At 63.4% G+C, this 20,529-nt stretch carries 18 protein-coding genes and 1 pseudogene; 9 read left to right on the top strand and 10 right to left on the bottom strand.

Going from position 1 to position 20,529, the window contains the following annotated elements; translation table 11 throughout:
• A pseudogene (locus tag F1542_RS06000) lies at positions 1-467 on the top strand (4-amino-4-deoxy-L-arabinose transferase); the annotation flags it as partial.
• Positions 468-575: 108 nt separating this feature from the next.
• Here the strand turns inward: F1542_RS06000 and F1542_RS05995 are convergent.
• From F1542_RS05995 to F1542_RS05985, 3 genes are all read right to left on the bottom strand, one after another.
• Positions 576-923, bottom strand: a complete 348-nt coding sequence (locus tag F1542_RS05995; protein ID WP_193732242.1) for a response regulator — start codon at positions 921-923, stop codon at positions 576-578.
• Positions 920-1,426 (bottom strand): NUDIX hydrolase, encoded by a 507-nt coding sequence (locus F1542_RS05990; RefSeq protein ID WP_193732241.1) that lies wholly within the window; start codon positions 1,424-1,426, stop codon positions 920-922. The genes F1542_RS05995 and F1542_RS05990 overlap by 4 nt, the downstream gene beginning before the upstream one ends.
• Before the next feature lie 96 nt (positions 1,427-1,522).
• Positions 1,523-1,912: a hypothetical protein gene (locus tag F1542_RS05985; RefSeq protein WP_193732240.1), complete on the bottom strand. Its 390-nt coding sequence runs from the start codon at positions 1,910-1,912 to the stop codon at positions 1,523-1,525.
• 168 nt (positions 1,913-2,080) lie between these two features.
• Between F1542_RS05985 and guaA the strand changes: the two genes are divergently transcribed.
• Positions 2,081-3,682 carry a glutamine-hydrolyzing GMP synthase gene (gene guaA, locus F1542_RS05980; RefSeq protein WP_193732249.1) on the top strand — a complete coding sequence of 534 codons (1,602 nt, stop codon included), beginning with the start codon at positions 2,081-2,083 and terminating at the stop codon, positions 3,680-3,682.
• 490 nt (positions 3,683-4,172) lie between these two features.
• On the opposite strand, the gene F1542_RS05975 is transcribed toward guaA, so the two are convergent.
• Positions 4,173-4,463 carry a hypothetical protein gene (locus F1542_RS05975; RefSeq protein WP_193732239.1) on the bottom strand — a complete coding sequence of 97 codons (291 nt, stop codon included), beginning with the start codon at positions 4,461-4,463 and terminating at the stop codon, positions 4,173-4,175.
• A 373-nt stretch (positions 4,464-4,836) separates the two neighbouring features.
• Here F1542_RS05975 and F1542_RS05970 point away from each other — a divergent pair, with 373 nt between their 5' ends.
• Positions 4,837-7,104 (top strand): TonB-dependent siderophore receptor, encoded by a 2,268-nt coding sequence (locus F1542_RS05970; RefSeq protein WP_193732238.1) that lies wholly within the window; start codon positions 4,837-4,839, stop codon positions 7,102-7,104.
• Between the two features lie 161 nt (positions 7,105-7,265).
• Here F1542_RS05970 and sodC read toward each other — a convergent pair whose 3' ends face one another.
• Together sodC and F1542_RS05960 are read right to left on the bottom strand one after the other, a co-directional pair.
• Positions 7,266-7,793: a superoxide dismutase[Cu-Zn] gene (gene sodC, locus F1542_RS05965; protein WP_193732237.1), complete on the bottom strand. Its 528-nt coding sequence runs from the start codon at positions 7,791-7,793 to the stop codon at positions 7,266-7,268.
• 305 nt (positions 7,794-8,098) lie between these two features.
• Positions 8,099-9,412, bottom strand: a complete 1,314-nt coding sequence (locus F1542_RS05960; RefSeq protein WP_227672518.1) for a P1 family peptidase — start codon at positions 9,410-9,412, stop codon at positions 8,099-8,101.
• Between the two features lie 56 nt (positions 9,413-9,468).
• Here F1542_RS05960 and F1542_RS05955 point away from each other — a divergent pair, with 56 nt between their 5' ends.
• The 3 genes from F1542_RS05955 to F1542_RS05945 all read left to right on the top strand — a co-directional run bounded on the left by F1542_RS05955 (position 9,469) and on the right by F1542_RS05945 (position 12,633).
• Complete coding sequence (locus tag F1542_RS05955; protein ID WP_193732236.1) at positions 9,469-10,239, top strand: helix-turn-helix transcriptional regulator; 771 nt, start codon at positions 9,469-9,471, stop codon at positions 10,237-10,239.
• A gap of 99 nt (positions 10,240-10,338) precedes the next feature.
• Positions 10,339-11,499, top strand: a complete 1,161-nt coding sequence (locus tag F1542_RS05950) for a hypothetical protein (protein ID WP_227672517.1) — start codon at positions 10,339-10,341, stop codon at positions 11,497-11,499.
• A 60-nt stretch (positions 11,500-11,559) separates the two neighbouring features.
• Positions 11,560-12,633 (top strand): glycosyltransferase family 4 protein, encoded by a 1,074-nt coding sequence (locus F1542_RS05945; protein WP_193732234.1) that lies wholly within the window; start codon positions 11,560-11,562, stop codon positions 12,631-12,633.
• Between the two features lie 267 nt (positions 12,634-12,900).
• Here the strand turns inward: F1542_RS05945 and kdsA are convergent, their stop codons facing one another.
• From kdsA to tpiA, 4 genes are all read right to left on the bottom strand, one after another.
• Positions 12,901-13,749 carry a 3-deoxy-8-phosphooctulonate synthase gene (gene kdsA, locus F1542_RS05940; RefSeq protein WP_193732233.1) on the bottom strand — a complete coding sequence of 283 codons (849 nt, stop codon included), beginning with the start codon at positions 13,747-13,749 and terminating at the stop codon, positions 12,901-12,903.
• Positions 13,746-15,389, bottom strand: coding sequence for a CTP synthase (locus F1542_RS05935; protein WP_193732232.1), 1,644 nt, complete (start codon positions 15,387-15,389; stop codon positions 13,746-13,748). The genes kdsA and F1542_RS05935 overlap by 4 nt, the downstream gene beginning before the upstream one ends.
• A gap of 128 nt (positions 15,390-15,517) precedes the next feature.
• Positions 15,518-15,814 carry a preprotein translocase subunit SecG gene (gene secG / locus F1542_RS05930; protein WP_193732231.1) on the bottom strand — a complete coding sequence of 99 codons (297 nt, stop codon included), beginning with the start codon at positions 15,812-15,814 and terminating at the stop codon, positions 15,518-15,520.
• A gap of 37 nt (positions 15,815-15,851) precedes the next feature.
• The gene (gene tpiA, locus F1542_RS05925; protein ID WP_193732230.1) at positions 15,852-16,595 is read right to left on the bottom strand and encodes a triose-phosphate isomerase; all 744 of its coding nucleotides are present in this window, start codon (positions 16,593-16,595) and stop codon (positions 15,852-15,854) included.
• Positions 16,596-16,613: 18 nt separating this feature from the next.
• Between tpiA and F1542_RS05920 the strand changes: the two genes are divergently transcribed.
• From F1542_RS05920 to trpE, 3 genes are read left to right on the top strand one after another with little or no spacing between them, the layout of a single operon-like run.
• A complete protein-coding gene (locus F1542_RS05920; RefSeq protein ID WP_193732229.1) occupies positions 16,614-16,757 on the top strand; it encodes a hypothetical protein in 144 nt (47 codons plus the stop codon).
• A gap of 45 nt (positions 16,758-16,802) precedes the next feature.
• The gene (locus F1542_RS05915) at positions 16,803-18,794 is read left to right on the top strand and encodes a peptidylprolyl isomerase (RefSeq protein ID WP_193732228.1); all 1,992 of its coding nucleotides are present in this window, start codon (positions 16,803-16,805) and stop codon (positions 18,792-18,794) included.
• Positions 18,791-20,359, top strand: coding sequence for an anthranilate synthase component I (trpE, locus tag F1542_RS05910; protein WP_193732227.1), 1,569 nt, complete (start codon positions 18,791-18,793; stop codon positions 20,357-20,359). Before F1542_RS05915 ends, trpE begins: the two co-directional genes overlap by 4 nt.
• Positions 20,360-20,529: the final 170 nt, after the last annotated feature.

Here is a 20,529-nt window from a genome sequence, read left to right as displayed (position 1 = left end):
CGGTTGGGGGCGGTGTCATGTTTGGCGCGCTGGTTTACATGCAGGCGCTGCTTGCCCCGCTGCCGCTGTCGGCCCATACGGATGTGGCGTTGCGGCAGATGGCGGGCTGGCGCGATCTGGCCACCCGGATTGCGGACCATGCGGGACCGGGCGATTTCATTGCCGCGTGTGATTACGGCACGGCGGCGGAACTGGCCACGGTCATGCCCGGCCGGGTCGTGGTGGGGATGGAACCGCGCTGGGCGCTGTTCAACCTGCCGCATGACGTGGCGGGGGAGGGGATCATGGTCTGTAATCCCCGCCGTGATTTTGACCGGGATGATTTCACGTCGGTCCAGCCGGTTGCCACCCTGACGCGCGGACGACGCAAAAGGGTGGCGGAACGTGTCACCCTGTATCGTGTCAGCCTGCGTCCGGATCTGTCGCCTGCACAGCGCAGCACCATCGTCAGGCTACCCACGCCGTAGCACAGCATTAAAAGTTTCCGGGCGCCGCCTTTTTTCAAAAAGGCGGCGTTGCCTGAAGCTTTTTGAAAAAAGCTGAACCAAAACCCCTTGCTTCTGAAGCGTTCAGGATCAGGCTGCCGGGGCAACCTGACGCACCTGTTCCAGCAATGCCTTCATGCGGAAGGGTTTTTCCAGCAGCGGCAGCGGCGCGTAACCGGCCAGACGGTCGGGGTCGCCGCTCATCACGATCACATGGCAGCCCTGGGCCTGTGCCGTGGCGATCAGGGCATCGGGGTCGCCATCGGGCAGCGTCAGGTCCACCAGCGCCAGCGTAAAGCGCGTCGTCCCGATCCGCTGCATGGCGTCCGCCACGTCGGGGCTTATGGTGGCATGGATGCCGTTTGCCTCCAGCATGGTGGCGACCAGTTCCGCTATCGTCGCCTCATCCTCGACAATCAGGGCAGAAATCTGGGTCATGACGGAATGCTCTCGGTCCGGGTGGAATGGGGGGCGGGGGTGCGTATCTGTGCGGCTACCGGCCATGGGGCGATGCCACGCGGGGACAGGGCCAGCGTACCCAGTTCCAGCAGGCCGGGGCTGAAGGCGGCGGGACTGGCGCGCACCTGCGCCAGGTCAAACCACCCCACGTCACACGCATCATAACCCGCCGCGATGTCGGTCCAGCCATTGTCATGGCATTGCACGGCCACGATCAGGTAGTGGAAGCGGATCCGGCCCGCGCTGTCACGGTCGATCAGGTCAAAGGCCGTCAGCGTGCCTTCGGCATGGGTGATGAAGCCGGTTTCCTCCCGCAGTTCGCGCGCTGCGGCGTCCAGATAGCTTTCGCCATATTCGATGCGGCCGCCGGGAAAACCCCACAGCCCCTGGTCCGGCGGGTTGCGCCTGCAGACCAGCAGCATGCGCCCGTTACGGACCACAATGGACAGGACAGCCCCGGCTAGTGTCATGTTATCAGCCATATAGGGAATATATCGGATCGAGGCCCGGCATCCATGCCTGTATCGGACCACTTTGTTCCCGATTGCGTGAACACGACCCGGCAGGCAGGAAAAACGCTAGCGTTTCAGCACGATATGCGCCCGGCAGCGCGGGGTGCCATAGGTGCCGACCATCGTGTCGCCTTCGGGGCGGGCTTCGAACACCATGGGAAAGGCCGCACCCGATGCCTGCCTGACCACGGTTTCGGTATGGTACAGGTCGGCATTTTTCTGCGGCACGCCCGTCAGCGCGATGGAGCCATCGGCGGGGGTGAACGTCATGCGTTTCGTGCCGATCTGGAAGGTCGAGGTATTGCCGGTTTCGGTGGTGCAGTTGCCCTGATCACGCACCAGTTGCCCCGTCCATAACCCCTGCGGGTCATTCTTGGCATCGGCGCGCGCGGGGGAAGCGGCAAGGGAAAGGCAGGCCACGCAGGCGGCCGCCAGCAGGAATGAACGTGCAGTCATGAAACAACCATATGATCCGGTTTGTCGGAACCGACAGGAAAGACAGGGCCTGCCTGAATGCGTATATTGTGCTATCTGCGCGGGAAAGACTATCCCACCCTTGCAATATGTTCCCGGCTCATGCTGGAAGCCTAGTTTATCGATAATGCCGCGACCGAAAGATACATGATGAACGATACCGCGAAGACCGCCGCCCCTGTCGAAGGACTTGATGAATCCCTGCATGAGGATCGTATCCTGATCCTGGATTTCGGCAGCCAGGTCACCCAGCTGATTGCCCGGCGCGTGCGTGAAAGCGGGGTGTATTGCGAAATCTGGCCGTATTCCAGCACGGCCGAGCGGATTCGCGCCTTTGCGCCCAAGGGCATCATCCTGTCCGGCAGCCCCGCCAGCGTGCTGGACAGGGACGCGCCGACCATCCCCGAGGTGGTGTTCGCCCTGAATGTGCCGGTGCTGGGCATATGCTACGGCCAGCAGGCCATGTGCCGCCAGCTGGGTGGCACGGTGGAGACATCCGAACATCGTGAATTCGGCCGTGCGCATATCGATATCATAAAGGACTGTGCCCTGTTCCGTGGCACATGGGCGCGCGGCGGGCGTGAACAGGTGTGGATGAGCCACGGCGACCGCGTGACAAAGCTGCCGCCCGGTTTCCAGGCCGTGGCCGTGAGCGAGGGCGCGCCGTTCGCGATCATCGCCGACGAAGGCCGCCGCCTGTATGGCGTGCAGTTCCACCCCGAAGTGGTGCATACCCCGCATGGCGCGGCCCTGCTGCGCAATTTCACCCATGATGTCGCGGGCTGCCGGGGCACGTGGACCATGGCTGGCTTCCGTGAAATGGAAATCGCCCGCATCCGCCAGCAGGTGGGCAAGGGGCGCGTGATCTGCGGCCTGTCGGGCGGGGTGGATTCCTCGGTCGCCGCCGTGCTGATCCATCAGGCCATTGGCGACCAGCTGACCTGCATTTTCGTTGATCCCGGCATCCTGCGCGCGGGTGAGGCGGATGAAGTGATCCGCACCTTCCGTGACCGCTTCAACATCCACCTGATCCACCGTGACGCGTCCGACCTGTTCCTGAACGCGCTGGAAGGGGTGAGCGACCCCGAAATCAAGCGCAAGACCATTGGCCGCCTGTTTATTGAAGTGTTCGAGGAAGAAGCCGCCAAGCTGGGTGGCGCCGAATTCCTGGCGCAGGGCACGCTGTACCCCGACGTGATCGAAAGTGTCAGCTTCACCGGTGGCCCGTCCGTCACCATCAAGTCGCACCACAATGTGGGCGGCCTGCCGGAACGGATGAAGATGAAGCTGGTCGAGCCGCTGCGTGAACTGTTCAAGGACGAGGTGCGCGAACTGGGCCGGGAGATGGATATTCCCGAAGCGATCGTCGGCCGCCACCCGTTCCCCGGGCCGGGGCTTGCCATCCGTATCCCCGGCGCCATCACGCGCGAAAAGCTGGACCTGCTGCGGCGGGTTGATTCGATCTTCCTTGAGGAAATCCGTGCCGCTGGCCTGTATGACGCCATCTGGCAGGCCTTTGCCGTGCTGCTGCCGGTCCGCACCGTGGGTGTCATGGGCGATGGCCGCACATATGATTACGCCTGCGCCCTGCGCGCGGTGACCAGCACCGACGGCATGACGGCGGATATCTACCCCTTTGACATGTCCTTCCTCAACCGCGTGGCCGGGCGGATCGTCAATGAAGTGCGTGGCGTCAACCGCGTGACCTATGACATTACGTCCAAGCCGCCGGGAACGATTGAGTGGGAATGAGTGAGTATTATTTCCAATAAATAAAGCGTCTATATTATAAATACATTCTGTTTTTATTATCCTTCAGGATTCATGTCCGTTTGGGCATGCGTCCTGAGGGATTTTTTGTGGGTGGATATGGAACGCCATATCGGAACCAGTAACGCGTTCTGATATTCTGTTTTGGCAATGCATTTCCTATTTTGTATTGCTGTTTTATTTCATGCCAAATAATGGTGCTGAATATCCATTTTTAGATCAGCATACAGGGCATGCCCACATTTCCCCATTCTACTGACGGCGGCCTGCATCAATCGAATGATATGAACTGGCTAGGAAATATCGTGTCGTTCAGGGGGCAACCGCATGGCCGTTTGCTAAATGGAAGGATGGCATTGATGCGACCGGACGTTTCCCAGCCCGGTGGAATGCATGGGACAGTGAAATCCGCCGGACGGTTGATGAATACAACCGGCAGTCATCGGGACTAACTAGCGACATGCCCCGAAGTTTAAGAAAAACCGGGTATAAAGAAATACTGCATGGCAAAATGGAAATAAAAATACTGTCGTGAATTTTCATAAATTTTGGCATCATTCCTGTTCTGCCAATAGCCTTGGGGCAGGCATGACCATGCCGGTCCATGCCATGCTGCTGGTATTGGCAATGCATCAGGAATGTCGAACCGAACGACAGGCGCATCGCGCAGCCACGGGCTGTTATCTGTCAGGTCCAGATTAAATGACGCGCATCCGGTTTCCTGTTTCCGGCTGCTGGCAGGGCAGGCCGGGCTTTGCCCCATGACGCAGGGGCCTGCAGGATATTCGATACAGGCACCGTCCTGTCCCCGATATGGGACAACCGGTTGAAGTATCGATGTGTGTGAAGATTTACAAAAGGTTGCTTGTGTCCGTTGCCGGGCCTGCATGGGGGGCAATATTTCCCGGATCGTCCCGTGCCGCCCGCTGGCAATGGCCGGGGCCGGGCGCCCGGTTTTCCGGATATATTTCCAGTAAGGCCATGCAACGGGCGCGGTGTGGCCGGGGCAGGGCAGGATATGCCAGCACATGCACGCCCGTCCGGGACGGGTTGGGAAAGGTGCATATTTGATATTGCAATTCACTCTCAATTGCTAAATAAGCTGCCGGGAACCGTCACAGTGTGAGCTTTGATCAATGAGTCTTCGTACGCTTTGCCTGAGCACCATCTGCGCCGCCAGCCTGCTGGTGGGTTTGGGCGCTCCGGTGGCGGTCCGCGCCGCAACTGGCGTGGACAGTGCCGTGCCACAGAAGGCCAGGCCCGCCTCCACACCCCGCGCACAGCCGGACCGGACCCCGGCGGACAGTGCGGTGGCACAGGCGGACGCCACACCGGACAGCCCCGCGTCCCGACACGAGGACATGGTCGTCACCGCCGCGCGCAGGAACCGCATGTATGTCAGCAGCGGTGGCGATCTGGGCGCATTGGGCAAGAAGAAGGGGCTGGACGTGCCCTTCAACATCCGCAGCTACAATTCCAGCCTGATCCTGAACCAGCAGTCACAGACACTGGGCGACGTGCTGCTGAACGATCCCACCGTGCGTACGACAATGGGGTACGGCAATTACGCGCAGCTGTTCCAGATCCGCGGTTTCACGCTGTATGGCGATGACGTGGCCATTGACGGCCTGTATGGCGTGACCCCACGCCAGCTTGTCTCGCCCCAGCTTTATGATTCAGTGCAGGTGCTCAACGGTGCCAGTGCCTTCCTCAACGGCGCGGCCCCCGGTGGTTCGGCCATTGGCGGCAATGTCAACCTGATCCCCAAGCGTGCGGCGGCAACGGATATCACGCGCATTACCGGCGATTACACCAGCAGCGGACAGGGCGGTGGCGCGTTTGACATAAGCCGCCGGTTCGGCCGCGACCATGCCTTCGGCTTCCGCTTCAATGCCGCCGGCATGGACGGGGAAACGGCCATCAAGGGCGAACGGCGCGATGATGTGGCCCTTGGCGCGGCCTTTGACTGGCACAATGACGACACGCGCATCGACATGAACATGAATTACCAGAAACAGCAGGTTTATGGCGGGCGCAGCGCGATCATCGTCTACGGTCTGGCCGATGGCATGCCCGCGCCAAAGGCGACCGCGCCGTCGGAAAACTGGGGGCAGCGCTGGGCCTATACCGACCTGAGCTACCTGTTCGGCACGCTGAACATCGAACATGATTTTGGCAGCCACATTACCGCTTACGGCAAATTCGGCGCGCAGGGCGGCAATGAAATGGGCAATTACGCCACCACCACGCTGACCAACTCCCGCACCGGGGCCGGCACCGTGGGCGCCATGGCGGATGCGTACAACGTCATGAACGAGGCCACGCAGGCCGGTATCCATGCCCATGTCACCACCGGCCCGATCAGGCACGAAATCAACGCGGGCGGGTCGGCGATATGGGAGGAATCGGACTCCGCCTTTTCCATGGCCTGGACCCCGGTGGCGGGCAACATTTATCACCCCACGCAGTTTACCCCGCAGGAAACCTATAGCGGCGGCAGCCTGAACAATCCCGGCCGGGTGGCGTGGAACAAGCTGTACAGCCTGTTCCTGTCGGATACCATGACGTTCTGGCACGACCGCATCGCGCTGACGGGGGGCTTCCGGTACCAGGATATCCTGTCGGATTCCTTCCTGTATGGCAGTGGCAAGCTGGATACGCATTACGATGCGGCGGCGTTCTCGCCCGTCATTGGCCTTGTCATCCATCCGGTCAAACATGCGGCCCTGTATTTCAACCGTATCCAGGGACTGTCGGCGGGGCAGACGGTGGGGGCGACCTACGTCAATGCCGGGCAGGTCTTTGCCCCGTACCAAAGTACCCAGTACGAAGTGGGCGCCAAGTATGACGTGGGCCGCTTTGCCGCAGGTGTGGCATTTTTCCAGACCGCCATGCCGCAGGGCATGACCGAAGCCTACGGCAATACCGGGCAGATGCTGTACACACAGAATGGCCGGCAGCGTAACCGGGGCATGGAACTGACCTTCAATGGGGAAATCCTGCGCGGGCTGCGCTTCAACGGTGGCCTGACGTTGATTGATGCAAAGCAGATGAATACGGCGGGCGGCGAATATAACGGCAAGACCGTGATTGGCGTGCCGAACTATACCATCAACGGCAACCTTGAATACGACGTGCCGTTCGTGAAGGGGCTGACACTGGTGGGCCGTGTCATCAGCACGGGCAAGCAGCAGTTCAACAATGCCAATTCGACGCACCTGCCGGCATGGTCACGTTTTGACCTTGGTGCGCGCTATACTTTCCTTGCGGCAAAGAAACCGCTGACCGCGCGCTTCGAGGTCGATAACATTGGCAACCAGCGCTACTGGGCTTCGGTTTACCAGAGCGATCTTGTCATGGGGGACCCGGAGACCTTCAAGTTCTCGATCAGTGCCGACCTGTAAAAAGCCGTACGGAAGTAATAAAAGTTCCTGGGTGCCGCCTTTATTCAAAAAGGCGGCGTTCCTTGAAGCTTTTTGAAAAAAGCTTCACCAGAAACTTCTGTATTTTGAAGCATGGTTTCCGGTCGCAACCGTTGAATGCAACCGGAAACCGTATCGTGATATCAGTGTATGACCCCGCAGGCCACGCGATCCCCCGCGCCGCCAATGGGCTGGGTGCGGTAATCATCGGGGTTGGCGTGGATCACCAGCGCCGATCCGTCCGCATCCAGCAGGGCAGGGCGGCCATCCGCGCCGTTGAGGGAAACCAGCGTGGAATACATCTCCACCGTTGCCGTCCCGTCCTGACTGACAAACAGGTTGGGCAGGTCGCCCGCGTCATTGGCGTTCGCATTCAGCAGGCCATGCACAACGGGTGTCGCCGCATGGACATGCGCCCCGGCGGAGGTAAACTTCGGCGGCCCGCAATCGCCCTTTTCATGGAAATGGATCCCGTGCCAGCCTGGGATCAGCCCCTTGGCCGTAATGCGCAGCAGTACGCCACGGGGGGCATCCGTGACCTGCACGGTGCCGTGGTCGGTGCCATCATTGCCGATCAGCGTACCCGACGCCGTACCCGCGGCATGGGCCATGGTGGGCAGGGTGGCCAGTCCGGCAAGGACGGCCAGCAGTTTCAGGCGTGGTGTGAACATGGTCGTTTATCCTTATTCCCGTTCGTGCGAAGGGGCAGCATGACCATGCCGGCAGATATTCCCTGCACCGGCATGATGCATCCCTGTCTACGGCAGCGTGCCGGAATTAAGACCTGTTCGCAATAACCCGGAACCTGTCCCGCGTTCCCCCGCCGCCGCGCACGATGCCCGAACCCGTGCGTGAACACGGTAGGGGACGTGACGGGCGACGGAATTCACTTTGTGCTGAATACCGCACGGCGTCGGGGAAACCATGAAGATGTCTCCGGTGGCGCTGTTTTCAGAACGCTTCGGAATACGCCGCCTTATCCCCGATCGGCATGGGCAAAGGGTTCGTTCGCCTTCAGCACCAGGTCACGCAGGCGCTCGGGGTCTATGGCATGGACCGTCCGGTTGCGGCGACCGGTCATGGTGCGCGCGCCCAGCAGGGCGTTGATGGCGGATTCCTCCACCGCCTGCACAACCCCCATGAACATGGCGTCCATGTCATCATCATTCAGGGCGTCGATATGCACGCGGTCCTTTACCGGGTATTCACCGGGATCATTGGCAGTGGTGAAGGCCAGGTACAGGTCACCCGAATCATTGCCCGACGGCGTGCCCAAGCGCCCCATGCCAATACCCGCGCGCTTGGCCATGCGGCGCAACTGCGTGGGCATGAGCGGGGCGTCGGTCGCGACAATGATGATGATGGAGCCTTTTTCCTTCGTCCAGACCTCGTCTTCCTTCATCACCAGTCCCACCGGCGCGCCGCAGACCTTCAGCCACGGGCGGATGCCGTTATTGGCCTGCACCAGCACGCCCACGGTGTACTGGCCCGCGCTGGTTTCCACCTGGCGCGATGACGTGCCGATGCCGCCCTTGAATTCATACGTGATCATGCCGGTGCCGCCGCCCACGTTGCCTTCGGCCACCGGGCCGGTGCGGGCGTTTCGGATGGCGTCCAGAACGTGGCGTTCGGTGACGTGGAACCCGCCAATATCGTTCAGCCATCCGTCATAGGTTTCGGCCACGACCGGCAGGGGCCAGATGTCCTCGCCCATGCGGTCGGGAAAACTGCGCACCATCCACCGGGCCACGGCCTGGTGCGCGGTGCCGATGGAACAGGTGTTGGTAATGGCGATCGGCCCCATGAACCAGCCCGCTTCCTCGATCCAGTGGGTGCCGGTCATTTCCCCGTTCCCGTTCATGGAAAACGTCCCGGCCCAGCACGGCTGCATGAGCGCGCCCGGCGCACGCGGCAGGATGGCCGTGACCCCGCTGCGCACCGCATGGTCCCCATGCCCGGATATAAGGGTGGTATGCCCGACCCGCACGCCCGCGACATCGGTAATGGCATTGTCCGGGCCGGTCTGCCCCTGCATGGGCAGGCCCAGCGCGCGGGCACGCGGGCGCGCAGCCTGCGGGGGCGATGCGGCATGCGCGGCGGTGGGGGACAGGGCGTGGGTGGTCAGGGCGGTGGCCCCCAGCAGGCCAAGGCCTCCGGTCATGATGGCGCGGCGCGAGATATCCGTCATTACGCATTCCTTGTGGCTGTTGTGCATGGTGGCGGCATGTTGCGGCGGGCCGGGGCCGTATGGTGCTGGCCCGTAACGAAAGCCTTTGGTAGCATCCGCCATGGCGGCCGGGTATCAAGCGGAAGGGGGATGCGCATGTACTGCTTTGGAAGTATGGGATGGAGGTAAGCGACCTGGCGTTCCACGCGGCCCTGGGCAAGCTGGTCGGGGATGTGGGGAATGCGGATTTCTGGCGGCGGCTGACCACCTTCCTGCATCGGCAGGTGGCGTTCGATACATGGGTCGCGATGATTTTCCAGCCCGGGCACAGGCCGGTCGTGCTGGCTGACTGCCCGGATGATGCGGCGGCCGATGCGCTGCTGCATGACTATCTGGCGCGGCTTCACCTGCTGGACCCGTTCTGCCGCTTTGCCCTGTCCGGTCCCGAAGCGGGGCTGTACCATATAGATGATATCGCTCCCGAACTGTTCCGCCAGACCGAGTATTACCAGACCTATTACCGCCATATGGTCGATCATGACGAAGTGCAGTTCCTGGCCCCGATCGGGGGCGGGCGGGTCATTTCGCTGTCCCTTGGCTCACGCGGGGTGTTTTCGGCGGCGGATATGGGGGTGCTGCAGCTTTATGCTGCGTGGGTGCTGCCGCTTATGGTGCTGGCGGTCCGGCTGGGAACGGGGGGCGCGCAGGCAGGCAATGCCGGCGAGGACCTGCAGGCCGTGCTGGAACGCCTTGGCTGTCCCCGCCTGACCGCGCGTGAAATGGATGTGATGGTGCTGATGCAGGCGGGGCATTCGACCAAGTCCATCGCGCAGTCAATGCGGATCTCGCCGCATACGATCAAGGTCCACCGTCGCAACATCTATGAAAAGCTGGGCGTTTCCACGCAGGCGGAGGTCTTTGCGCTGCTGTCGGGGCGCATGGCGCGCTGACCGCCCGCATGCGGCAATGGCCGGGACATGCAGCCAGAGGGTTCCCATCCCTGACTGCGCGCTGTATGCCACACCATCCCTATCATGACATTGCGGCCCATGAAGATCGGTTTCCTGTTCAACCACGACTGCATCCATCAGGTCTCGCACACCGCGCCGATCATCTGTGAACTGGTGGCGCTGGGGCAGGACGTGACGGTCGTGACCTCCACCCCCGCGCAGGAAGCACATGTGCGCAGGACCATAGCACCCTGCGTGGACCGCGTGCGCTTTGTCCGCATTGATATCGGGCGGGTGTCGCGGGCCATAAACCTGGTGGCGCAGGCGGTGGTGCCGTTCCGCCGCATTGCCAACCTGCGCGAAAATGTGGACCTGTTTCGCGGGTTTGATGCGCTGGTGGTGCCCGAAACCACATCGGCCCTGCTGAAAAGCCATTTCAACCTTGATATCCGGCTGATCTATTTCCCGCATGGGGCGGGGGACCGCTCCATCGGGTTTCGCGACGTAACCCGGTTTTTCGATCTTGTGCTGCTGCCCGGAACCAAGACGCGCGACCGCATGCTGGACCGGCAGCTGATCCGCCCCGGCCACAACGCCATTGTCGGTTATCCCAAATTTGACACCGTGGACATGACGCGCCACCCGCGCCTGTTTGACAACGACCGGCCCACGGTCCTGTACAACCCGCATTTCGACCCGGTCCTGTCATCATGGTGGGACATGGGCATGGACGTGCTGGAATGGTTCGCGCGGCAGGACGACTACAACCTGATCTTCGCCCCGCATGTCATGCTGTTCCGCCGCAGGCTGCATACATCGGTCGAACACCGCCGCGTGCGCCTGCGCCGACTGATCCCCGAACGCCTGCGCAACCTGTCGCATATCCGCATTGACACCGGCAGCCAGAATTCGGTGGACATGACCTATGTCCTGGCTGCCGACATCTATCTGGGTGATGCCAGCAGCCAGGTCTATGAATGGATCGCGCGCCCCCGGCCGTGCATCTTCCTCAATTCCCACGGCGCGCGCTGGCAGGGCAATCCCAGCTACGCGCACTGGAACCTGGGGCAGGTGATCGACAGCGTCAGCGAACTGCCCCATGCCCTGGCGGTGGCGAATGCGCGCCAGCGCGAATTCGCCCCGCGCCAGCAGGCCGCATTCAGCGAAACATTCCATACGGTTACGGGCGAAACCGCCGCCCACCGCGCGGCACGGGAAATTGTTTACTTTTTGTTACAGGATAAAGCCCGGAACCCCTGAACCCCTGATGCGCGTGGTGCTATGGTCCGCCGCGGATCCATGGAATGGATGAGGGAGGCCATGCGCATTGCCTATATCATCAATACATTTGAAGGCGGCGGCGCGGCCCTGCCCATACCGGCCATTACCAGTGTTTTCCGTCAGTGCGGGCATGATGTGCATGTAGCAGCCCTGTCGCGGCGCAACGGGCGGGCCATGCCCCACCTGCGCCGCGCGGGGCTGGAACCCGTGGTGCTGGGCGCGGATGATGCCCCGATACCCCGGCACCTGGCCGATCTGGATGCATGGGTGCGCCATGTCCGGCCCACCCATATCTGGACATCGCTTACACGGGCGACCCTGCTGGGGCAGATGGTGGGGGCATGGCGGCGCATTCCCGTGGTCAGCTGGCAGCATAATGCCTTCCTCCTGCCCACCAACCTTGCGCTGTTGCAGATGATGAAGGAACGCAGCCGGATCTGGGTGGGGGATTCCGCCTATGTCACCGCCCTGACCCGCAAAAGGCTGGCCCTGCCGGGCAGCCGCGTCATGTGCTGGCCCATCTTCCGCGCCTGGCCCGATGTGACGCCTGCGCCGGCGTGGCGACCGGGGGAGGAAGTGCGGATCGGCTCGCTCGGGCGGCTGCATGCCAGCAAGGGGTACGATGTGCTGTGTCGCGCGCTGGTCCAGTTGCGTGACGTGCCGGGGCTGCCGCCGTACCGCGTCACCATTGGCGGGGAGGGGGCGGAACACGACCGCCTGCGTGCCTTCTGCCTGCGCCACGGGCTGGATAACGTGCATTTCGCGGGCTATGTCGAGGATACGGCGGCCTTCCTGCGGCAATGCCACCTGTATGTGCAGCCATCATTTTACGAAGGGTTCTGCATTGCCGCCCACGAAGCCATGAACATGGGCCTGCCGGTACTGGGCAGCGATGTGGGGGAAATGGGCCGGTCCATCGTGGACGGGGTGACGGGATGGAAACTGCCGCCCCGGCAGCCCGGCGCGCTGGCCCGCAGGCTGGAAGCCACCCTGCGCCAGCCGGGTCAGATGGCCGTCATGGGACAGGCCGCGCGTGAATGGATCATGCGCAGTTTCAACGCACAGGCCTTCAGCCGCGCCGGCACCGCGATCCTGCAGCGCATGGCGGGGTAAGGGGTACACGCCAAGGGGTACGCAAAAAGCCCGGAAAACCGCGGCGTGTACCCTCTGTTCCCTCCGTACCCCTATTTTCCCAAACTTCCCACGGCACCTGATCTACCTGGCTTCGTCAAACAAATTGTTAAGTAAGGGGTACGGAGGGAACAGGGGTACACCCCGCCGGCCCATGGCGCTACAGACCGCAGGAAAGCGCGGTTTTCGGGCATTCCATGACCGGGGGGAAGTGTACCCCTTCCAATTGTGGCAAGGGGTACGGGGGGATCAGATGATGACGTCCGGCGGGTTCTGCTTGGTCAGCCGGTCATACTGCAGCAGGGTGGCCAGCAGGTCTTCCATGCATTCCAGCGGCAGCATGGTCGCGCCATCACTCGGCGCGGTATCGGGGTCGGGATGGGTTTCAATGAACAGCCCGGCCACGCCAATGGCCAGTGCGGCGCGGGCCAGGATGGGTGCAAACACCCGCTGACCGCCCGAAGCCGACCCCAGGCCGCCGGGCTGCTGCACCGAATGGGTGGCGTCATAGATTACGGGATGGCCGGTGCCCGCCATGATCGGCAGGGCGCGCATGTCATTGACCAGCGTGTTGTAGCCAAATGACGTGCCGCGTTCACACAGCATGATGCGGTCATTGCCGGTTGAGGCAACCTTGGCCGCGACATTGGCCATGTCCCATGGGGCCAGGAACTGCCCCTTCTTGATGTTGATGGCCGCCCCCGTCTGCCCCGCCGCCAGCAAAAGGTCGGTCTGGCGGCACAGGAAGGCCGGGATCTGCAGCACGTCGGCCACTTCCGCCACCGGGGCGCACTGGTCGGGCAGGTGTACGTCGGTCAGCACCGGCATGCCGAAGCGCGCGCGCACCTGTGACAGGATATCCAGCCCCTGCGCCATGCCCACGCCGCGCGCGCCGTTGATGGAGGTGCGGTTGGCCTTGTCGAACGAGCTTTTGTAGATCAGCCCGATGCCCAGTTTCGTCGCAATCCCATGCAGCGCATCGGCCACTTCAGTGGCCTGCTGCAGGGATTCGATCTGGCATGGCCCCGCGATCAGCACGAAGGGGGCTTCGTTGCTGACCGTAACGCTGCCGATGGTTATGGCGTGATGGTCGGTCACCGCTTCGCGCCCTTTTCCGCCGCCTTGGTCGCAGCGGCCTTGATGAAGCCGGAGAACAGCGGATGCGGGTCAAACGGCTTGGAAATCAGCTCGGGGTGGTACTGCACCGCGATGAACCACGGGTGGTCGGGATATTCCACCACTTCGGGCAGGATGCCGTCGGGCGACATGCCCGAAAAGCGCAGGCCGGTCTTTTCCAGCTGCTCCCGGTAATGGTTGTTGACCTCGTAACGGTGGCGGTGGCGTTCGCGGATATCGGTGCGGCCATAGGTCTGTGCCGCCCGCGACCCTTCGGCCAGCTTTGCAGGATAGGCGCCCAGGCGCATGGTGCCGCCCATCTCGCCGCCTTCACGCCGGCGCAGCAGTTCGTTGCCGCGCGCCCATTCGGTCATGAGGCCCACCAGCGGCTGGTCGGTCGGGCCGAATTCGGTGGACGACGCATCCTTGATGCCCGCAAGGTTGCGCGCGCATTCGATCACAGCCATCTGCATGCCAAAGCAGATGCCCATGAACGGGATGTTGTTTTCACGCGCGTATTTCACCGCGCGGATCTTGCCTTCCGACCCGCGTTCGCCAAAGCCGCCGGGCACCAGGATGGCGTCGCTGCGGGCAAGGCTGTTCACCGCGTCATCCGATTTCTCGAAATCTTCCGCCTCGACCCAGTTCAGGCGCACGCGCGCACGGTTGGCGATGCCGCCATGCTGCAATGCCTCGATCAGGGATTTGTAGCTGTCCAGCAGGGCGGTGTACTTGCCCACCACCGTCACCAGCACCTCGCGGTCGGGGTGGCGGACGGCGTCCACGATCTTTTCCCACCGCGACAGGTCGGGGTCGGGCGTCGTGGGCAGGCCGAAATGGTGCAGCACCTCGGTATCCATGCCCTCGGCATGGTACGAGATGGGGCAGGCATAGATCGTGTCCACGTCGCGCGCCGCAATCACGGCCTGCGGGCGCACGTTGCAGAAGCTTGCGATCTTGCGACGTTCGTTGTCGGGTATTTCCCGGTCCGACCGGCAGACCAGCATCTGCGGCTGGATGCCGACATTCTGCAGTTCCTTGACGGAATGCTGCGTGGGCTTGGTTTTCAGCTCACCCGCCGCCGCGATCCATGGCAGCAGGGTAAGGTGGATGAACATCGTCTGGTCGGGGCCAAGGTCGTTGCGCAGCTGCCGGATGGATTCAAGGAAGGGCAGGCTTTCGATATCGCCCACCGTGCCGCCGATTTCCACGAGGACGAAATCAAGGTCCTCGGTATCCGCCACGATCGTTTCCTTGATCGAGTCGGTGATGTGGGGGATGACCTGTACGGTCGCACCCAGGTAGTCGCCACGCCGTTCGCGCGCGATCACGCCGGAATAGATCTGCCCCGTCGTGGCATTGTCCGCCCGGGTGGCATGCACACCCGTAAAGCGTTCGTAATGGCCAAGGTCAAGATCCGTTTCAGCCCCGTCATCGGTCACGAAGACCTCGCCGTGCTGATAGGGACTCATCGTCCCCGGATCGACATTCAGGTAGGGGTCAAGCTTGCGCAACCGGACCCGATAGCCACGGGCCTGGAGCAGGGCAGCAAGGGCAGCCGAAGCAATGCCTTTGCCGAGGGAGGACACCACGCCGCCGGTGATGAATACAAACCGCGTCATGGATGGCCTTTCTACACAGCTTGCGCCCGCGCTGCAAAGGCTACGACGCGCTACGGGCCGAAAAAATGGAAAACGCCCCGGCACAGCGTGCGGGGGCGTTGGTTGTTTCTGTGAAAAACCGCCTGATATCAGGGTGTTGTGGCGGGTGCGGCCGGGCCGGGCGGCTGGGCCAGGATATCATGCCCCGCACCGGTCGATGCCCCGCGGTTCATGACCGCCAGCGTCAGCGACAGCACCATGAAGGCGGTGCCCAGCACGGCGGTCGAACGCGTGAGCAGCGTTGCCGTCCCGCGCCCGGACATGAAGGAACCCATGCCCTGGGACCCGCCGATTCCAAGGCCACCGCCCTCGCTGCGCTGGATCAGGATGGTCCCGATCAGCGCGATGGTGACGAACAGGTGCAGTAGAAGAAGAACTGTGATCATGCGTCTTTCCAGTAGATCCCCGTCCGCCGGGCGGCAATCACGAAGCGCGGGCGGCGCGGACAAGCGGCACGAAGGCGTCGGCCTTCAGGCTGGCACTGCCCACCAGCGCCCCGTCCACGTGTTCGACAGGCAGGATATCGGTGACATTGCGTTCATTGACGGAGCCACCATAAAGGATTTGGATCGTTTTGCCACCATCCCCGAACTGCCGCACCAGTTCGGCGCGGATAAAGGCGGCCATGTCGGCAATATCCTGCTGTGACGCGGCCTGTCCCGTGCCGATGGCCCAGATCGGTTCGTACGCGACAATCCCCCTGAACCCCTGCGGCAGGGACCCCTCAAGCTGCCAGCCCACGGTGGCCTGCGAATCCCCGGACGAACGCTGGTCGTCGTTTTCGCCCACGCAGACGATGGGCGTCAGGCCCGCCGCCATGGCGGCGACCGTCTTTTCGCGCACGGTCTCATCCAGCTCATGGTGTTCGGCCCGGCGTTCGGAATGGCCCAGGATGACGTATTCCACCCCCAGGTCCACCAGCATGGGGGCGGAAATGTCGCCGGTATGGGCACCGGATTTATCCTTGTGGCAGTCCTGCGCGCCTAGCCTGATCCCGGCCTGCTTCAGCTTTGGCGCAAGGCGGGCCAGCTGCGTGAACGGCGGGCAGACCACGACATCGGCCCGGGGGGACAGCGTGGCCAGTTCCGCAGCCAGCCCGTCCACCAGCGCGTCGGCATCCGCGCTCAGGCCATTCATTTTCCAGTTGCCGACAATTATCTGCTTCATGTTTCCACTCCTGCGCCCATGCCGTGGCGCACCGCCTGCGCGGCGCGTGGCATGGTTGTCATGGGGGTGCAGCCTACACCATGGCGTGACCCCGGTTGCAACCCGCATGCGCCGCATCGCGGGCGTGCGTGCATCCTTGTGCTGGTCAAACCGCTGGCGTGACCGTATGGTGCCCGACCGGAAAACAGGGCGCCCGTACGGGTGCGCATGGTGCGCACGCCCTGTTCCATCCGGCTTTGTCTTGGTGCTGGCGCAGGGTTTTTCATGCTATCTTTTCTGTATCGCGTGTTTGTCGATTCATGGGTGGGCCGCATCGTCGCCGGGCTGTTTTTCCTTGCCTTCATCGGGTTTGGCGTGGGCGACGTGCTGATGAACATCGGCACCGAACGCGCCGATGTCGTGGCCCGCGTGGGTGACCGCCCCATCCTGGTGCAGTCGTACCAGAACGCGCTGCAGTCCGAAATGCCGCAGGTCGCGCAGTCCATGCACCTGTCCGATCCGTCACAGATCCCGGCCGCCACGCGCGAACAGATCGCCCAGCAGGTGCTGACCCGCCTTGTGCTGCAGGCCGAAATTGCCGAAGCGGCCGACCGCCACGGCCTGATCGTGCCCGATTCCGTGGTGCGTGACGAAATCTTCTCCATTCCCGCGTTCAAGGGGCGTGACGGGCAGTTCGACCGTGCGCTGTTCAATGACCGCCTGCGCCGCACCGGCATGTCCGAAGGGCGGCTGGTTGACCTGGTGCGGCAGGAACAGGCCTCGCGCGTGCTGCTGCAGCCGATTCGCGATGGCGCCACCGTGCCCGGCGTGATGGCCCGCCGCCTGTTCGATTTCGAAGCCCAGACCCGCACCATCGACCTGGTGCGCGTGCCGTTTGACAGCCAGCAGCCCGCGGCCACCCCCACGGCAGCCCAGCTTGCGCGCTACCATGCCAACCACCCGTGGGAATTCGTCGCACCCGAATTCCGCCATGCCCGCATTGTCGTGCTGTCGGCGGATACGATCGGTCGCCAGATCGCCATTTCGGATGATGACCTGCACAAGGCGTATGACGCGCAGGCCCAGACCTTCAACGCGCCCGAACGCCGTGACGTGCAGATCGTGACCGTGCCGACCGAAGCCCGCGCCACGGCCCTGCGCGCGCAGTGGACGGACGGTAGCGCATGGGCGCAGGTTCAGAAAAGCGCGGGCAAGGACGCGGCCGCGGTCGAACTGCCGGGCATGAAGGTCAGCGACGTGCCTTCCGCCGACCTTGGCAAGCAGATCTTTGCCGCCCCCGCCAACGCGACACAGGGACCGATCAGGAGCGAGGGCGGCTGGGTCGTCTTTCGCGTAACCGGCGTCACCCCCGCCCACGCCACCCCGTTCGGGGAGGTGCGACAGGCGCTGCATGACCAGATCGCCCATTCCCGCGCGCAGGCGCTGTTGGCCGACCGGGTGCAGAAGCTGCAGGACACCATTGCCGGTGGCGGGCTGGATTCCATCCCGACCGATCTGGGGGCTGCCGCCGTATCGGGTGATGTGGATGCATCCGGCCTGACACATGACGGCACGCCCGCCCCAATCCCGGGCAGTGATGCCGCACGGCAGGCGATCGTGGCGCGCATTTTTTCACAGGCGAAGGGGGCGAACCCCGAACTGGTGCAGGGGCCGGATGGCATGTGGTACGCGGTATCGGTTGACGGCGTGACCCCGGGCCATGCCCTGACGCTGGATGAGGCCGGTCCACGCGTGGCGCAGGCCTGGATGGCCGATGCCCGCCGCCACATGGCCGACCAGCAGGCCACCGCGTATTACACGCAGGCACAGGGGCAGGGCGGTCTGGGCCATGTCAGCCCCGCCATTGCCGGGCTGGAACACAGCCAGCCGATTTCCCCCATGCAGCCCGCGCCGGAAATCCCGCGTGAGGTCGCTGCCCTGATCTTCCGCCTGACCCAGCCCGGGCAGAGCGTGATGACGGAGGCGGGGGATTCTTACGTCGTCGCGACGCTTACGGCCATCAACCACCCCGACCCGGCCACGCAGAAGAACCTGTATGACCGCGTGCGCGCGGGCCTGACCCAGTCGATGGGCGATGATATCGAAATGGGCTACGGCAACGCGCTGGAAGGCGTGGTGAAGCCCAGGCCGAACAATTCCGCCATCCATGCGGTCATGGCGGAGGTAACAGGCAGCCAGAACACGGGAACAGCACAGTGACAGCACACGCCCCACGCCCCTCCTTCCGGCCCGTTGATGCCGCCCGGCGCGAGGCGGCCCTGGCCGACCTGCGCGCGGGCAGGAGTACCGTGGCATGGCGGGTGGAGCCTGCGGACCTGCTGACGCCGGTGGCCGCCTTCCTGCGGCTGTCACGCCTTGCGCGCAGCCATGGCGGCGGCAATGGCGGGCATAACGCCTTCCTGCTGGAAAGTGTCGAGGGCGGTACGTCGCGCGGGCGATATTCGGTCATCGGCCTGCTGCCCGACCTGATCTGGCGCTGCCATGACGGGCGGGCCAGCGTATGCACCGACCCGGCAGCCGCCACCCATGCCTTCGTACCTGAAACAGACGCGCCGCTGGTGTCCCTGCGCCGCATCCTGCACGCAAGCCGCATGGACCTGCCCGAAGGGCTGCCGCCCATGACCGGCGGCGTGTTCGGCTACCTCGGCTATGACATGATCCGGCAGGTCGAACACCTGCCCGACATGCCGGCCGATGACCTCGACCTGCCCGAAGGCATCATGATCCGGCCCGGCCTGTTCGCGATATTCGACACGGTGCGTGACGAACTGCTGCTGGCCGCCCCCCTGCGTCCCATGCCGGGCCAGACAGCCGAAGCCGTGTGGGATGCGGCACAGGACCGCCTGCAGCAGGCCCGCGCGGCGCTGTCCACCCCGGTTGAACTGCCTGACGGGCCAGCGGGCGAGATCGCGGCCCCCGTGCCGCAATCCACCATGACGCGGGAGGAATTCTGCAACGTGGTGCGCAGGCTGCAGGACTATATCGCGGCGGGGGACGCATTCCAGATCGTGCCCAGCCAGCGTTTCAGCGCGGCCTTCACCCTGCCGCCATTCGCGCTGTACCGCGCGCTGCGGCGGATCAACCCGGCACCGTTCCTGTTCTACCTTGACCTGGACGGGTTCAGTCTTGTCGGGTCCTCGCCCGAAATCCTGGTGCGCCTGCGCGAAGGCACCATGACCGTGCGCCCGCTGGCCGGTACCCGCCCGCGTGGCCGCACGACAGTGGAGGATCTGGCGCTGGAGGCCGAACTGCTGGCCGATCCCAAGGAACGCGCCGAGCACCTGATGCTGATCGACCTTGGCCGCAACGACGTGGGCAGGGTGTGCGAACTGGGTTCGGTAAAGGTGACGGAGCAGTTCGTGATCGAACGTTTCAGCCATGTCATGCACATCTCGTCGAATGTGGAGGGAACGCTGCGCCCCGACCTTGAGGCACTGGACGCGCTGATGTCGGGCTTCCCCGCCGGCACCCTGACCGGTGCGCCCAAGATCCGCGCCATGGAAATCATTGACGAGGTCGAGCCGACCCGGCGCGCCACCTATGCCGGGTGCATCGGCTATTTCGGCCCGGATGGGGACATGGATACCTGCATCGGCCTGCGCATGGCGGTGGTCAAGGACGGGCGGATGTACGTGCAGGCGGGCTGTGGCGTCGTGGCCGACAGCGTGCCCGACGCGGAATATGAGGAAACCCGCCAGAAGGCCCGCGCCCTGTTCCGCGCGGCGGAGGAGGCGGTGCGCTTCGCCACGGGAGATGCCCCGTAAACGGGGACGAAAGTTTTTGGGCGCCGCCTTTTTTCAAAAAAGGCGGCGTTCTTTCCTGAAGCGTTTTGAAAATAGCTTCACCAGGAACATCTCCGGGTTTGCGGCCCGTTTCAATGGCAGGGACCTGAAACATTTCGCAAGGTGATTTCATGACCCCTGCGTACATGGTA

Origin of the sequence: Komagataeibacter sp. FXV3 (assembly GCF_015155755.1) — a bacterium.
In the GTDB taxonomy this organism is placed as follows: domain Bacteria; phylum Pseudomonadota; class Alphaproteobacteria; order Acetobacterales; family Acetobacteraceae; genus Komagataeibacter.
This window is presented reverse-complemented; position numbering and strand designations above follow the sequence as displayed.